14 protein-coding genes are annotated in these 13,618 nt (G+C 71.9%); 3 read left to right on the forward strand and 11 right to left on the reverse strand.

The features are described from left to right. The first annotated feature begins 30 nt into the window (after window positions 1-30). Window positions 31-753, forward strand: coding sequence for a DUF5667 domain-containing protein (locus tag KIK05_RS08045; protein ID WP_214409950.1), 723 nt, complete (start codon window positions 31-33; stop codon window positions 751-753). Window positions 754-885: 132 nt separating this feature from the next. After that, complete coding sequence (locus KIK05_RS08050; RefSeq protein WP_214409951.1) at window positions 886-1,755, forward strand: HAD family hydrolase; 870 nt, start codon at window positions 886-888, stop codon at window positions 1,753-1,755. Window positions 1,756-1,779: 24 nt separating this feature from the next. Here the strand turns inward: KIK05_RS08050 and KIK05_RS08055 are convergent, their stop codons facing one another. Then, on the reverse strand, window positions 1,780-2,568 hold the full coding sequence (locus KIK05_RS08055) for an EamA family transporter (protein ID WP_214409952.1): 789 nt from the start codon (window positions 2,566-2,568) through the stop codon (window positions 1,780-1,782). Window positions 2,569-2,754: 186 nt separating this feature from the next. Here KIK05_RS08055 and KIK05_RS08060 point away from each other — a divergent pair, with 186 nt between their 5' ends. Then, window positions 2,755-3,651: a LysR family transcriptional regulator gene (locus KIK05_RS08060; protein ID WP_214409953.1), complete on the forward strand. Its 897-nt coding sequence runs from the start codon at window positions 2,755-2,757 to the stop codon at window positions 3,649-3,651. Here the strand turns inward: KIK05_RS08060 and KIK05_RS08065 are convergent. The 10 genes from KIK05_RS08065 to KIK05_RS08110 all read right to left on the reverse strand — a co-directional run bounded on the left by KIK05_RS08065 (window position 3,648) and on the right by KIK05_RS08110 (window position 13,597). Next, window positions 3,648-4,601, reverse strand: coding sequence for a lysophospholipid acyltransferase family protein (locus tag KIK05_RS08065; RefSeq protein WP_308249808.1), 954 nt, complete (start codon window positions 4,599-4,601; stop codon window positions 3,648-3,650). The genes KIK05_RS08060 and KIK05_RS08065 overlap by 4 nt on opposite strands. Further along, complete coding sequence (locus tag KIK05_RS08070; RefSeq protein ID WP_214409954.1) at window positions 4,598-5,638, reverse strand: NAD-dependent epimerase/dehydratase family protein; 1,041 nt, start codon at window positions 5,636-5,638, stop codon at window positions 4,598-4,600. The genes KIK05_RS08065 and KIK05_RS08070 overlap by 4 nt, the downstream gene beginning before the upstream one ends. A gap of 109 nt (window positions 5,639-5,747) precedes the next feature. Next, window positions 5,748-5,846, reverse strand: a complete 99-nt coding sequence (locus tag KIK05_RS08075) for a 30S ribosomal protein bS22 (RefSeq protein ID WP_018654693.1) — start codon at window positions 5,844-5,846, stop codon at window positions 5,748-5,750. 317 nt (window positions 5,847-6,163) lie between these two features. Then, window positions 6,164-6,367, reverse strand: coding sequence for a helix-turn-helix domain-containing protein (locus KIK05_RS08080; RefSeq protein WP_030456159.1), 204 nt, complete (start codon window positions 6,365-6,367; stop codon window positions 6,164-6,166). Between the two features lie 321 nt (window positions 6,368-6,688). Continuing rightward, on the reverse strand, window positions 6,689-7,486 hold the full coding sequence (locus tag KIK05_RS08085; protein ID WP_214409955.1) for a phosphatase: 798 nt from the start codon (window positions 7,484-7,486) through the stop codon (window positions 6,689-6,691). A gap of 76 nt (window positions 7,487-7,562) precedes the next feature. After that, window positions 7,563-8,726, reverse strand: a complete 1,164-nt coding sequence (locus KIK05_RS08090; RefSeq protein ID WP_214409956.1) for an acetoin utilization protein AcuC — start codon at window positions 8,724-8,726, stop codon at window positions 7,563-7,565. Window positions 8,727-8,895: 169 nt separating this feature from the next. Continuing rightward, window positions 8,896-10,080 (reverse strand): ABC transporter permease, encoded by a 1,185-nt coding sequence (locus KIK05_RS08095; protein WP_214409957.1) that lies wholly within the window; start codon window positions 10,078-10,080, stop codon window positions 8,896-8,898. After that, a complete protein-coding gene (locus KIK05_RS08100) occupies window positions 10,077-10,799 on the reverse strand; it encodes an ABC transporter ATP-binding protein (protein ID WP_214409958.1) in 723 nt (240 codons plus the stop codon). Before KIK05_RS08100 ends, KIK05_RS08095 begins: the two co-directional genes overlap by 4 nt. Window positions 10,800-10,881: 82 nt before the next feature. After that, the gene (locus KIK05_RS08105) at window positions 10,882-12,303 is read right to left on the reverse strand and encodes an efflux RND transporter periplasmic adaptor subunit (protein ID WP_214409959.1); all 1,422 of its coding nucleotides are present in this window, start codon (window positions 12,301-12,303) and stop codon (window positions 10,882-10,884) included. A 37-nt stretch (window positions 12,304-12,340) separates the two neighbouring features. Then, window positions 12,341-13,597: an MFS transporter gene (locus KIK05_RS08110; protein WP_214409960.1), complete on the reverse strand. Its 1,257-nt coding sequence runs from the start codon at window positions 13,595-13,597 to the stop codon at window positions 12,341-12,343. Window positions 13,598-13,618 lie beyond the last annotated feature (21 nt).

The raw sequence follows: 13,618 nt of genomic DNA on the forward strand, positions 1-13,618 counted from the left end.
ATCGTAGTGCGCGCGGGCTAGGGAGCTTTCATGAGCGAGTGGGGGCCTTCGCAGTGGCTGCGCAGGTTTCGGGCCTCCGACACACGGCCCGGATCCCGACCGCACTTCCTGAACCGGCTCGAGGAGATCGGCGCCGACCCCGCGAGCGGTCCGCGCCCCGACTTCCGCTCCCGGCTCCGTGAGGAGCTGCTCGCCGCGCAGGCCGCCTCCGCCGACGCCGTCCCGGACCCGCCGCCGGTCAGGCACCGCGCCCCCTTCCTCGTCAGGCTCCGGCCTGCGACGTTCGTGGTCGTCACGGCCGGGCTCCTGATCTTCACCGGCATCCAGACGTACGGCGCCGTGCCCGGCGACCGGCTGTACCCGATCAAGCGTGCCGCCGAGGCCACCCTGCTCAGCCTCACGACCGACGACATGGAACGCGCCCAGCGCGAGCTGAGCGCCGCCCACTCCCGCGCGACGGAGGCCGCCGCGCTGCTGGGCTACCCCGACTCCCGCCGCGCCCGGCTCATCGGGCCCACCCTCGACGAGATGACGCGCACGACCCGCTCGGCCCTGTCGGCTCTCGGTCACGTCAAGCGCACCGACGGCGGCAGCCACGCGCCGACGCTGAAGCGTTTCACGCAGGAGCAGCGTGATGTTGTTGAGCCGATGATCCCGCAGCTCGGCGACGACGACCGGATGAAGGCCAGTGCCTACCTCGACATGATCGACGACCTCGCCGGCCCCGAGCACACCCCCGGCGTGCATCCCTGATCAGGCCTTTCATCAGGTACGGGACGATCGGGACGGATGGGACGAACCCCCTGTCCCGTGCGCCAAACGTCACGCCACGCTAACGCCTCGTACACCGATCACACCCCCTGTTCCCGGTTAAGCTGAGGTGCTATGAGGCGGTTACTACGACGGCACACCGAAGCGGAGATGGCCGGAGAGGTCGCGGCGGCCGCCGCGGTAGCCACTCCCCCCGCGGCCGAGCCGGACACCGCCGCGGCGGCGTTCTTCGACGTCGACAACACGATGATGCGCGGCGCCTCGATCTACCATTTCGCCCGGGGCCTCGCCTCCCGCGGCCTGTTCACCACCAAGGACCTGCTGAAGTTCGCCGTCGGGCAGGCGATCTTCCGCCTGCGCGGCAACGAGAACCCCGAGCACATCGCGCAGGCCAAGGAGACCGCCCTCGCCTTCGTCGCCGGTCTGAAGGTCGACGACGTCGTGCGCCTCGGCGAGGAGATCTACGACGAGGTCATGGCCGACCGCATCTGGGCCGGCACCCGCGCCCTCGCGCAGGCGCACCTCGACGCCGGGCAGCGCGTGTGGCTGGTCACCGCCACGCCGGTCGAGCTCTCCCGGGTGATCGCCCAGCGCCTCGGGCTCACCGGCGCCCTCGGCACCGTCGCCGAGACCGAGAACGGCGTCTACACCGGCCGTCTCGTCGGCGACCTGCTGCACGGCCCCGCCAAGGCCGAGGCCGTCAAGGCGCTGGCGCGGCGCGAAGGGCTCGACCTGTCCCGCTGCACGGCCTACAGCGACTCCGCCAACGACCTGCCCCTGCTCCAGCTCGTCGGCCACCCGTACGCCATCAACCCCGACAGCGAGCTGCTCGAACACGCCCGCAAGAACAAGTGGGAGACCCGCGACTTCCGCACCGGCCGGAAGGCCACCATGATCGGCCTCCCCATCGCCGCCGCCGCCGGCGCCCTGGCCGGCGGCGTCGCGGCCGCCATAGCCCTCCGCAAGCACTACCGCTCGATGTAGCACGCCTCGCCGCGGCTCGGTGATCTACCGTGCCGTACGGCTCGCGCCGATGCCCGCGATGGTCACCAGCACGATGCCGGCCAGCTGGACGGGCGCCGGGACCTGACGGAGCAGCACGAGCCCGGCCAGCACCGCCAGCGCGGGCTCCAGGCACATCAGCACGCCGAACACCGCGCTGGGCAGCCGGCGCAGGGCGAGCAGCTCCAGGGTGTAGGGCAGCACCGGAACCAGCAGCGCGAGCACCGCGGACTGCCACAGGACCTGTGCCGAGAGGCCGGGAAGCGCCTGCGGCAGGCCGAACGCCGCCGTGGCCGCCGCGGCGGCGGGCATCGAGATCGCCAGGCCCTGGACGCCCGGCAGCCGTTCGCCCACACGTCGGGTGAGCAGGATGTAGGCGCCCCAGCAGACCGCCGCGCCGAGCGCCAGCGCCACTCCGGCCAGGTCGGCGTCCCCCTGCCAGGGGCGGGTGAGCGCCAGCACTCCGGTCAGCGCGAGCGCGGGCCACACCAGCCCCCACCGCCCGGCGCGCCGCAGCACGGCGACCGCCAGCGGGCCGAGGAACTCCAGGGCCGTCGCCATGGCGAGGGGGATGCGGGCGATGGACTCGACGAACAGCACGGTCAGCGCTCCGCTGACCGCGCCGAGCACGAGCGACCAGCCCAGGTCCGCCCGCGGCAGGGCCCAGACCCTCGGCCGGGCGACGATGGCGAACGCCACGGCGGCGAAGGTGAGCCTGATCCAGGCGCTGCCCGCCGGGCCGACGCTCGCGAACAGGCCGGTGGAGGCCGCCGAGGCGATCTGGATGGATGTCATCGACCCCAACGCCATCGCGACGGCGCCCGTCCGGCCGCCTCGGGAGGAACCCGGCGGGCCGGCGATGGTGACATGTACCGCTGGAGAGGATGTGTCGGTCACGTCCACCATGTCAGCGCGACCACACCGTCCACGTCCACCACGTAATCATGGACATGATGTCCGCGGAACGCGGACAATGCTCCCATGGACACTCGCCTGCTGCGCGTACTGGTCGAGCTCGAACGGCGGGGCACCCTCCGCGCGGTCGCCGCCGCCACCGGGTACGGCACCTCGGCCGTCTCCCAGCAACTGGCCGCGCTGGAGCGGGAGATGGGCACGGCGCTGGTCGAGCCCGCGGGACGGAAGGTGCGGCTGACCCCGGCCGGGCGCAGGCTGGCCGAGCACGGCAGGCGGATCCTGGCGTCGGTGGCGGAGGCACGCGCCGCGCTCGACCCGCAGGGCGAGCCAGCCGGAGTGCTGCGCATCGCCGCCTACGCCGGGGCGATCTCCCACGACCTGCTGCCCGTCGCGCGCCAGCTGGCGCGCTCACACCCCGACCTGCGGCCGCACCTGCACGAGCACGAGCCCGACGAGGTGATGAGCCTGCTCGACGACGGCCTGGTCGACCTCGGTTTCGTCTACGACTACAACCTGGTGCCCTGGACGTGCGACGGCCCGTCGCTGCTGCTGTGCGAGACGCCGCTGGTGCTGGTCGTCCCCCGGAACGGGTCCGTGCCGGAGACGGCGGAGTTCCCCGCGGCGCTCGCCGCCTACGCCCGGTCTCCCTGGGTGCTCAACTCGCGTGGCAAGGCCGACGACGAGCTGGCGGCCAGGGTGTGCGCGCTGGCCGGCTTCGTCCCCGTCGTGGCGCACCGAGCCGACAGCCTGGAGTTGGTGCTGGACATCGTCGCGGCCGAGCTCGGCGTCGCGCTGGTGCCCGAGTTCGCCGCCGACCGCGACGACGTCGCCGCCGTCCCGCTCCGGGGACTCGATCTGCGGCGCCGCATGTACGCGGTGACCCGGCCGGGCGGCTGGAACCGGGCGGGCGTACGGCTGGTGGTGGACCTCGTCGCCGGCCACGCGACCGGCGAGGCCTGCTAGAAGAACGGCGGGAAGGCGTGACCGCGGTGGAGGCGGAGCCGGTTGAGCTGCTGCTGGACGAGCTCACGCACCTGGTCGGTGAGGTTGAAGACCAGCATCGGGTCGTCGGCCTCCTCCGGGTCGTACTCGTCGGTGCGCACCGGCTCACCGAACTGGATCATCCACTTCGAGGGCAGCGGGATCAGGCCGAGCGGCCCGAGCCACGGGAACAGCGGCGTGATCGGGATGTACGGCACGCCGAGCAGGCGCGCCAGCGAGCGAAGGTCACCGATCTTGGGGTAGATCTCCTCGGCCCCCACGATGGAGCACGGGATGATGGGCACCTGGGCCCGGATCGCCGAGGCCACGAACCCGCCCCGGCCGAACCTCTGCAACTTGTAGCGGTCGGAGAACGGCTTGCCCACGCCCTTGAAGCCCTCGGGGAAGACCCCCACCAGCTCGCCCTTGCGCATCAGCCGGTCGGCGTCCTCCGGGCAGGCGAGCGTGTGGCCGGACTTGCGCGACAGGTGGCCGAGCACGGGAAGCTTGTAGACCAGGTCGGCGCCCAGCAGCCGGAGCGGGCGGTGGGCGGGATGGTCGTCGTGCAGCGCCACCTGGAGCATCAGCGCGTCGACCGGCACGGTGCCGGAGTGGTTGGCGACGACCAGCGCGCCGCCCTCTTCGGGCACGTGCGGCAGGCCGAAGGTCTCGACGCGGAACCAATGGCGGTACAGCGGCCGGATCAGCTCCAGCAGCACCTTGTCGTTGAGCTCCGGGTCGAACCCGAACTCGTCGACTTCGTACTCCCCGGCCAGCCGGCGGCGCAGGAACGCGAGCAGCTCGGTCACGCGATCTTCGACGGCGGCGGCCCTCTCCTCGCCGGTGTGACGGCGCGCGGAGGTGATGGGGATCACCCGGGCGTCCTCGTGCTCCTCGCCACGGAAGTCGTGCGATTCGTCTCTCTGCTTCACCGTTTCCCGCCCTCAGCCAGCACCGTGGTGATCCAGTCGATCACAGTGAGTGGCGTAGCGGCAAACAGGCCACGCGAGCGGAGGAAATCGTCGTACGCCTCCGCGGTGGTGTACTTGGGCCGCCAGTCGAGCTCGGCCGCGAGCCTGGCGGCGTCGACGGCCCGCCCGTAGCTGAGCAGCGCGAGCTGCTCGGGGGAGAAGTCGACCCGGCCGACGCCGCGGGCGAGGTCGCCGATCAGGCGGAATGCCGTGGAGGGCACCGGCACGGTGGGACGGCCGGTGCGGCGCACGCACTGCGACAGGAGCATGACGCCCTCACCTCCGACGTTGAACGTGCCGGGGTGGTCCTCGACCGCCATGCGCCGCAGCACCTCGACGCCGTCGTCCTCGTGGACGAACTGCAGGCGCGGGTCGAAGCCGAGCACGGTCGGCACCACGGGCTGGGTGAAGTAACGCGTCAGCGGCGAGTCGACACCCGGCCCCATGAAGTTGGTGAAGCGCAGGGTCGAGACCGTGACGTCGGGGCGGCGACGTGCGAACCCCCGCACGTACGCCTCGACCTCGGTGGCGTCCTTGGCGTAGCCGTGACTCGGCGGCTCCGCCGGCTCGACGTCCTCGGTGAAGACCGCCGGGTCGTGCGACGAGGAGCCGTACACGGCGGTCGTCGAGCGGACGACCACCCTGCGCACCGTGGCGGACCGCTGGCACGCGGCCAGCAGCTGCAGGGTGCCGATGACGTTGTGCTCTTTCATCGAGGACCGGCCCGCGTTCCTGGAGGGAGCGCTGACCAGGCTCACGTGCACGACCGTGTCGATGTCGGCGGCGGCGATCACCTGCGCGATGTCCGGGCTGCGCAGATCAACCCGGACGAACTCGGTACGGCCCAGCGCGACGCCGCCGCCGCCTCGCGCGAGCGATGGCGGCGGCACGGTGTCCACTCCGATGACCCGGTCGATGTCCGGATCGGCTGCGAGAACGCTCGCCACTCGGGCGCCGACGTGCCGGGAGACCCCGGTGACGAGCACGGTGTGGGTCATCGGCGCCTCGCAGGATCACATGTCGTGGGTCGCGCGCTTGCTCAGGTGCTCACCGGGCGAAAGATCCCTACACCTGGCCCGGCCGCTCTGCGTCGTCGGTCCGCGCTGCTTACTTCTTGTTACGCCGCTGGATACGGGTCTTCTTGAGAAGCTTGCGGTGCTTCTTCTTGGCCATGCGCTTACGACGCTTCTTGATCACAGAGCCCACGGGACCCCCAGGTGAAGGTAGGTTTGTCAAAACGGCGTGTGCCCTCGCGACGAGACGCGCCCTGCGCTCAGCCCTTGGACGCACCGCAGCTGCGGCACGCCGAGGGCTCGCACCGGCGCCTCGCCAGGAAGCACACCGATTCAACAGCCTACCGGCGATTCACGGTCGATCGCTCCCCCGGGGGGATCCCGCGTGGCCCACCGACGGGTGTCGCCCCCTGACCGGCCACGACGCGAGCGAAGGCACCCGCTTCGTCTCCGGCCGGGGCCGCACCCTGACATGCCATGCGTTCGTCAGGTGATGTGCTACTGCTGCCTTCAACCCGCTTCGATGAACGCATCCCTCAGGTAGTCGTGCACCGCCTGCTCAGGCACCCTGAAGGATCGCCCGACCCGGATGGCCGGTAACTCACCTGAGTGGACCAGCCGGTACACCGTCATCTTGGACACCCGCATGACGGTGGCGACCTCCGCCACCGTCAGGAACTTCACCTCGCTGAGAGGTCTTTCGCCTGCACCCATCGGACGCCTCTTCCGCACGTGTTTCCGGGTTATCCCCACTGGTGCCATTGCTCACGCACGTGTACTGCTGTCAGCGTAGAACGCGTCTCCGATCGCGCAAACCCCCTATTCCACCAGTCCACGGAGACCCACGCCACCGGAATGGCGAAAATCGCTGGCCAGCAGCCACACGGAACCCTGGTCTCGATCTTGAACACGGTCCAATCGTGTCCCATTAGAGTCGCCCGGGATCACAAAAAAGTTGGCAAACGGTCGATGCGCCGGGGCTAACGCGCGGGCGAAAGGACGGTTAGGGGCGGCCCGGATCGCGTACCACCCGTCTCAGAGGCCACTCGCGATGCGGGAGATCAGGTAGCGGTTCATCGGTTCGTAGTGCCGCGGCAACACATTGTCGTCGAGGGGGACGGACACCGCGATCTTGCCCTCGGCCTCGCCGACGAACAGCCCGGGGTCGTTGCTGTCGGCGAACCCGACGGTCTCGATCCCGGCCTCGCCCGCCGCGCCGGCCCATCCGTGATCGCCGATCACCAGGTCGGGCCGGCCGTCGCCGAGCTCGGCGAGCATCGCCTGCATGGGCGCCGGGTCGTGGGTGTGCACCAGCGCGCCGCCGTCGTCCAGCATCGCGACGTCGTCGAGGTAGCGGATGCGTCGCTTGCGGCCGAGTCCGGCGCTGGCGAACGAACGGGTCTCGCTCGGAGTCAGCAGCTCGGCGCCGCGCTCCCGCGCGAGGCGCGCCAGGGCCAGGTGTGTGGTGAGGAGGCCGGTGGGGTGGCCGGTGGCGACCAGGACGCGCGGGTTGTCGCGCTTGAGCACGGCCGCGATCCGGTCCCCCATCGCGTCGAGCGCGTCGAGCGTGCGCTCGGGGTCGATCGTGTCCTGCCCGTACCGGTGCTCCGGGTCGGCGACGACGCCGGCGGACTTGGCCATCAGGGAAAGGATGTCCCGGTAGGTCCACTCGCCCTGGAGGGTGAGGCCGAACATGTAATGAGGGTCACGGTTGGCCAGTGAACGGTAGTGGTCGAGGTTGTTCTCCCGGCTGGTCGCCACGTCTCCTGCGATCTTCGCCCGGATGAGGTGGTCTTTCAGCTCTTCCCGCGAAGGTGCAGTCGCGGTTTCCATCGTTCACTCCGTCCACTAGACAGGTCGTCTGCGACCTTGTATCTCCGGGGGCCCGCGGCCGTCGCGGCCGGGCCGATCAGGGCTGAGGATCGAGGCCGTGGAAGGGGAAGACCGCCCTCCGCGTCGCCATGATCGCTCGGTCGATGGGGTCCCCGGGGTCGTAACCGTCGGAGAAATCCCGAAATTCCGGCGTACGACCATCTGTCATCGTCAGTGGCGCGATCTCCCCCGTTCGCCGCGCCGCGAAGTCGCGCCAGCTCTGCGGCGTGGGCGTGGCCGGCTCGACGGGGTCGCCCGCGGCCTCGGCGATCAGGTGGGTCCACGCCCTCGGCACCACCTGCACCAGCTCGTAGCCCCCTCCGCCCGTGGCCATCCACCGGCCGCCCGCGGTCTCGTGGGCGAGGTCGTGCAGCGCGGCGTACGCCTGCCGCTGCCCGTCGACACTCAGCATGAGGTGGGCCAGCGGGTCGAGGGCGTGGCTGTCGCAGCCGTGCTGGGTGACGAGCACCTCGGGCGCGAACTCCCGCAACAGCGGCGGCACCACCGCGTGGAAGGCCCGCAGCCACCCCGTGTCGCCGCACCCCGCCGGGAGGGCGACGTTGACGGCCGTGCCGTCCGCGCCCGTCTCGCCGGGGAACCCGGTGCCGGGGAACAGCGTGCGCGGGCTCTCGTGCAGGCTGATCGTCAGCACCCTCGGGTCGTCGTAGAACATCGCCTGCACACCGTCGCCGTGGTGCACGTCGACGTCGACGTACGCGATGCGCCGTGCCCCCTGCGAGAGCATCCAGGCGATGCCGAGGGCCGGGTCGTTGTAGACGCAGAAGCCGCTGGCCACCCCCGGCATGGCGTGGTGGAGCCCGCCCGCGACGTTCAGCGCGTGCTCGGCCTCTCCGGTCCAGACGGCGCGCGCGGCGGCGAGCGAGGCGCCCGCGACCAGCGCGGATGCCTCGTGCACCCCGGCGAAGGCCGGATTGTCGGCCGTACCCAGACCACAGGACAGGTCGGGACGGCCGGCGACCGACACCCGCTTGACGGCCTCGATGTAGTCGCGCCGGTGCACCATCGCCAGCTCGTCGTCGGTGGCCGGAGCGCAGCCCGCGATCTCCACCTTGTCGAGGACGCCGAGGTCACGGGCGAGCGCCATGGTCAGCTCGACCCTGACGGGTGCGAGGGGATGACCTGGGCCGAAGTCATAGGAGATCAGCTCGTCGTCCCATACAACCCGTACGGACCGGCTCACGCCTTCACCTGCCCCACGACGGTTCGGCCGCACCGAAGCCTCGGCCGTGCACAACGCGCGATCACCGGTTCACCGCGCACCCATGAATCGACCGTACCGCACCCTCCCGGATCCCCCACAGACCGCCCATCCCCTCCTGCGCCGGGTTTCCGTGGGGCGGCGGCGGGCTCTACTCGGCGCGCAGGGCGATGACGGGGTCGAGGCGGGCGGCGCGGCGCGCCGGGGCCACCCCGAAGAAGACGCCCACGCCGGCCGACACGCCGAAGGCGAGGACGACGGACCACCACGTGATCGCCGCCGGCACCGGCGACAGCGCCTGGATCAGCAGCGAACCGCCCACCCCGATCAGGATGCCGATCACGCCGCCGATCGTGGTGAGAAGCACGGCCTCGATGAGGAACTGCCCGAGGACGTCCCGCTGCCGGGCCCCGAGCGCCTTGCGCAGCCCGATCTCCCGGGTGCGCTCCCGGACGCTGACCAGCATGATGTTGGACACGCCGACGCCGCCGACCAGCAGCGAGATGCCCGCGATGGCGGCGAGGACCCCGGTCAGCATGCTGAGCACCGTTCCGATGGTGCCGAGAAGCTGGGTCTGGGTCACGGCGCTGAACCGCTCCCCCGGATACCTCCCGCTCAGCCCCGTCACCACCCGCTGCCGCAGCGGCTCGATCTCGTCCGGGCCGGACGCCCCCACCGCGATGCCGTTGATCCGTGACAGGCCGATCAGGCGCTGCGCCGTCGTGACGGGCACGTGCACCTCCTGGTCGCGTGCCACGCCGAACGTCGATCCCAGCGGCTCGTACAGGCCGACGACACGGAACCGCACCCCCGAGATCGTCACCTGGCGGCCGATCGGGTCGACGTCGCCGAACAGCTTCGCCCCGACCTCCGAGCCGAGGACCGCCACCCGCCGCCGCGTCTCCACGTCGGTCGCGCTGAGGTACCTGCCCCGGCGCAGCGGCCGCTCGAAGATGTTCGGCAGGTTCTCGTCGGTGCCGGTGAGCGTGGCGAAGACCTCCGTACGACCGACCCGCACCGATTCGCCGGAACTGACGGCCACCGTCACCTTCGCCGGATCACCGACCAGGCGGCGGACGAACGCGACGTCCGCGAGGGTGAGACGGCTCTGCGTGGGCGCGGCCCCGAGCCCCACCTGGCCGGGGACCACCAGGATGATGTTGCTCCCCAGCCCGGCGATCTCCTTCTCCACCGCCTGCTTGGCCCCGGTGCCGATCGCGACGAGGATCACCACCGCCGACACGCCGATCACGACGCCGAACATGGTGAGCGCGCTGCGCAACCGGTTCGCGCGCAGCGCCTCCAGCGCCATCCGCAACGCCTCGGCCGTCCTCACGGCGCCACCTCGTCGCCCTGGCCGTCATCGCCGGCGGCCGTGTCCAGCTCGATGCGGCCGTCGCGGACGTGGATGCGCCGCCGGGCGAGGTCGGCCACCTCGCGCTCGTGGGTCACCAGGACCACGGCCACCCCCCGGGACGAGTTGAGCTCCCGCAGGATGTCCATGACCTCCTCCCCGTTGCGCGAGTCCAGGTTGCCGGTCGGCTCGTCGGCGAGCACGACCTTCGGGTCGCCGACCAGCGCCCGGGCGATCGCCACCCGCTGCTGCTCGCCGCCCGACATCTGGGACGGCCGGTGGCCCAGCCGGTGCCCGAGGCCGACGGCCGAAAGGGCCCGCCGGGCCCGCTCACGCCGCTCGGCCCTGCCCACCCCCCGGTAGACCAGCGGAAGCGCGACGTTCTCCAGGGCCGAGGTGCGGGCGAGCAGGTGGAACGACTGGAACACGAACCCGATGGCCTGGTTGCGCAGCTCGGCCAGGCCGCCGTCGTCCAGCGTGGCGACGTCGACCCCGTTCACCCGAAGGATGCCGGAGGTGGGCCTGTCGAGGCAGCCCAGCAGGTGCATGAGCGTCGACTTGCCCGACCCGGACGGGCCGACGATCGCCACGAACTCCCCGTGGTCGATGCGCAGGCTCACCCCGCGCAGCGCGTCGACCGACACACCCTCCAGCCGATAGGAGCGGGCCAGATCGACGGTCTCGAACGCGGGCACGCTCACCACACCCCACCTCCGTCACCGGACGCGCCGAGGGCCGGTCGCGGGTACGTACGGGCGGCCGGTGACCGGCCCGGACGCGTCGTCATGTGAGCTTCTGCCCCGCGCTCACGGTGTCGGCGCCCTTGACGACGACCCTCTCGCCGACCGACAGACCCCGGGTGACCTCCACCTCGGCGTCGCCCTGGGCGCCGAGCTTGACCACCCGCCGCTCGGCCGTGCCGTCGCCGCGGACCACCCAGACCACCGTCTCCTTGCCACTGGTGACGACGCCGGACGCGGGCACCGCGACCGCGTCGGGCGACTCCCGCACGGTGAGCCGGACGACGGCGCTCATTCCGGGCTTCGGCGCGGGCGCCACGCCTCCGTCGTCGTACGCGCCCCGGCCCAGCGTCAGCCGTACCGGATAGCTCACACCGCCGGTGGTGCCCTCCTTCGGGGTGACGCCCACGGCGGCGACCTTCGCGCCGTAGGTGGCCCCGGTCACCGCGTCGAGCTCGGCCTCCGCCTTGACGCCGGGCCTCACCAGCAGGACGTCCGTCTCGTCCACGTCGGCGGAGAGTGTCAGCTTCGAGACGTCGGTCACCGTGGCGACGGCATCGCCCGCCGCCACCGGAACCCCGGCGGCGATCGTGCCGCCGGAGCCGGACGCCGCCCCGGGCCCGCCAGGCGACGCCCCGGCCGAGCCCGCCTGTCCCGCGAGACCTGCGGGCAGCTGGCCGATGAGGGCGCCGAGGCCGCCGGAGCCGCCGCCCGGCGGGCCGCCGAGGGTGACGATCCCGCGGAAGGGCGCCTTGATCACCAGCCCGTCGACGGTCGTCTCCGCGACCTTGACCGCTGCCCGCGCCTGGCTCCTGGAGGCCGCCTGCAGGGAGCTCATGGAGAAGGCGAGCCCGCCGAGCCCCGCCCCGATCTGCCCGCCGACCTGCGAGAGCACCTGGTTGACCGACGCGGTCAACCCTTTGGTCACTTGGTTCAGCGCCGTCCGCTGCGCCCGCTGCTGGGCCGCGGCGGCGTCGATCGCGGCGAGCAACTGAGCTCTGACCAGAGGATCCTTGATCTTCTTGGCCGCCGCACGGGCCCTGGCGAAACCACGGGCGATCTTGCGGTCGAGGGCCGGGGTGGCGCCGAGGCCCGCGAGGCTGATCGTCGGCATCGGCGCCGCGCCCGCGAGCCGTACCGGTCGGGACGCCTGCCGCTCCGCGCGGCGGGCCTGCTTGAGCTGGTCCTTAGCCTGCGGAGAGCTGATCCGGGCGAGGACCTGCCCCTTGTCGACGGCGTCACCGTCGTGCACGTACAGCTTGGCCACCGTGCCGGAGGCGGGAGACCGCAGGGTCGCGGTGGCGCGGGCACCGACCGTGGCCGGAGCCTCGACCACCTCGCGGACCGGGGCGCGCTCGACCTCGGCGATCTGCACCTTCGGCGTCTCGTCCTGGGAGCAGGCGGAGGCGGACACGAGCACGGCGAGACCGATGAGAAGCGGGGGGATACCGCGACATATCGTCACCGGCCCATCGTAGGAGCGACCCCCTGCGCCCCGACGGTCAGCCCGAAGGCCCGCCCGCCGCCGGCGGAGCGGCGACGCGGCGCAGGCGGCGGATGGCGGGCACGCTCAGCAGCACGACACAGCCCGCCACGGCCACCATCGTCGAGACCGCGAGGACCCGCTCCGCCCCCAGCCAGGAAGCGGCGGGACCGGCGAGGGCCTGGCCGACGGGGAGCGCCATGACCGACCCCGCCACCTCGTAGGCGTGGACCCGGTTCAGCACCTCGGGCGCCACCTGCGTCTGCACACTGGTCATCCACATGACGCCCCAGAAGGCCGCCCCCGTCCCCGCAAGGAGATGGCACGCGGCCATGAGCGGCAGCGGGAGACCGAGGGTGATCGACAGAGGTTGGAGCGCGTACAGGAACATCGCGGCCGCCCCGGCGGCCAGCGGCCGGACCGGCTTGACCCGCATGGCGATCACGCCGCCGAGGATGGTGCCCGCGCCGTAGGCCGAGGTGACGAAGCCGTACCCGGTGGCCTTGTACGAGGCGCTGATCAGGGCGGATCCGAGCGGCAGCGAGGGACCGAAGGCGGCGATCCCCATGACCGACCAAATGACGATCACGCCCCACATCCAGGTGCGCGACCTGAACTCGCGCCATCCCTCCCGGAGGTTGCTCCAGATGCTCCCGTCCGCGGCCTTCGCGCGAGCCGGGTCCAGCCGGAGCAGCGCCAGGCACAGGGCGCTGACGCCGAACCCGAACGCGTCGATCAGGAACACCACGCCCACGTCGGCGAACGCCACCAGGAACCCCGCGATCGAGGGCCCGATCAGGAGCATCATCGACTCGGATGTGCGCTGGGTGGCCACCGCGCGCTGCACGTCGCGCACCAGCTGCGGGACGAGGCTCGCCAGGCCGGGCTGGAACATGGCCACGGCCGTGCCGTTGATCGCGGCGATCACCATGAGCTGCCAGAGGGCGGGGGTGCCGGTGAGGAACAGCGTCGCGGTGACCGACTGGGACACCAGGCGCGCGAGGTCGGCGCCGACCATCATCCGGCGCGGGGTGAACCTGTCGGCGAAGACCCCGCCGAAGAGCACCAGGACGGCCACCGGCACCGTCGCGGACGCCAGCGTGTAGCCCACCCCGGTCGGGCCGTAGCCGGCCTGGAGCACGCCGAGCGACATCGCGACGGGCACCATGGCGGTGCCCAGCGTCGAGACCGAGCGGGCGGTGAAGAAGAGCCGGAAGCCGGGGGTCCAGACCTCGGGCCCGCTCGCCCGCTCGTCCGTTTCCGTGCGCCCCGTCATCGATCCCCCGTGTCCCCCCGC

Origin of the sequence: Sphaerisporangium fuscum, assembly GCF_018531465.1 — a bacterium.
GTDB classification, from domain to species: Bacteria; Actinomycetota; Actinomycetes; order Streptosporangiales; family Streptosporangiaceae; genus Sphaerisporangium; species Sphaerisporangium fuscum.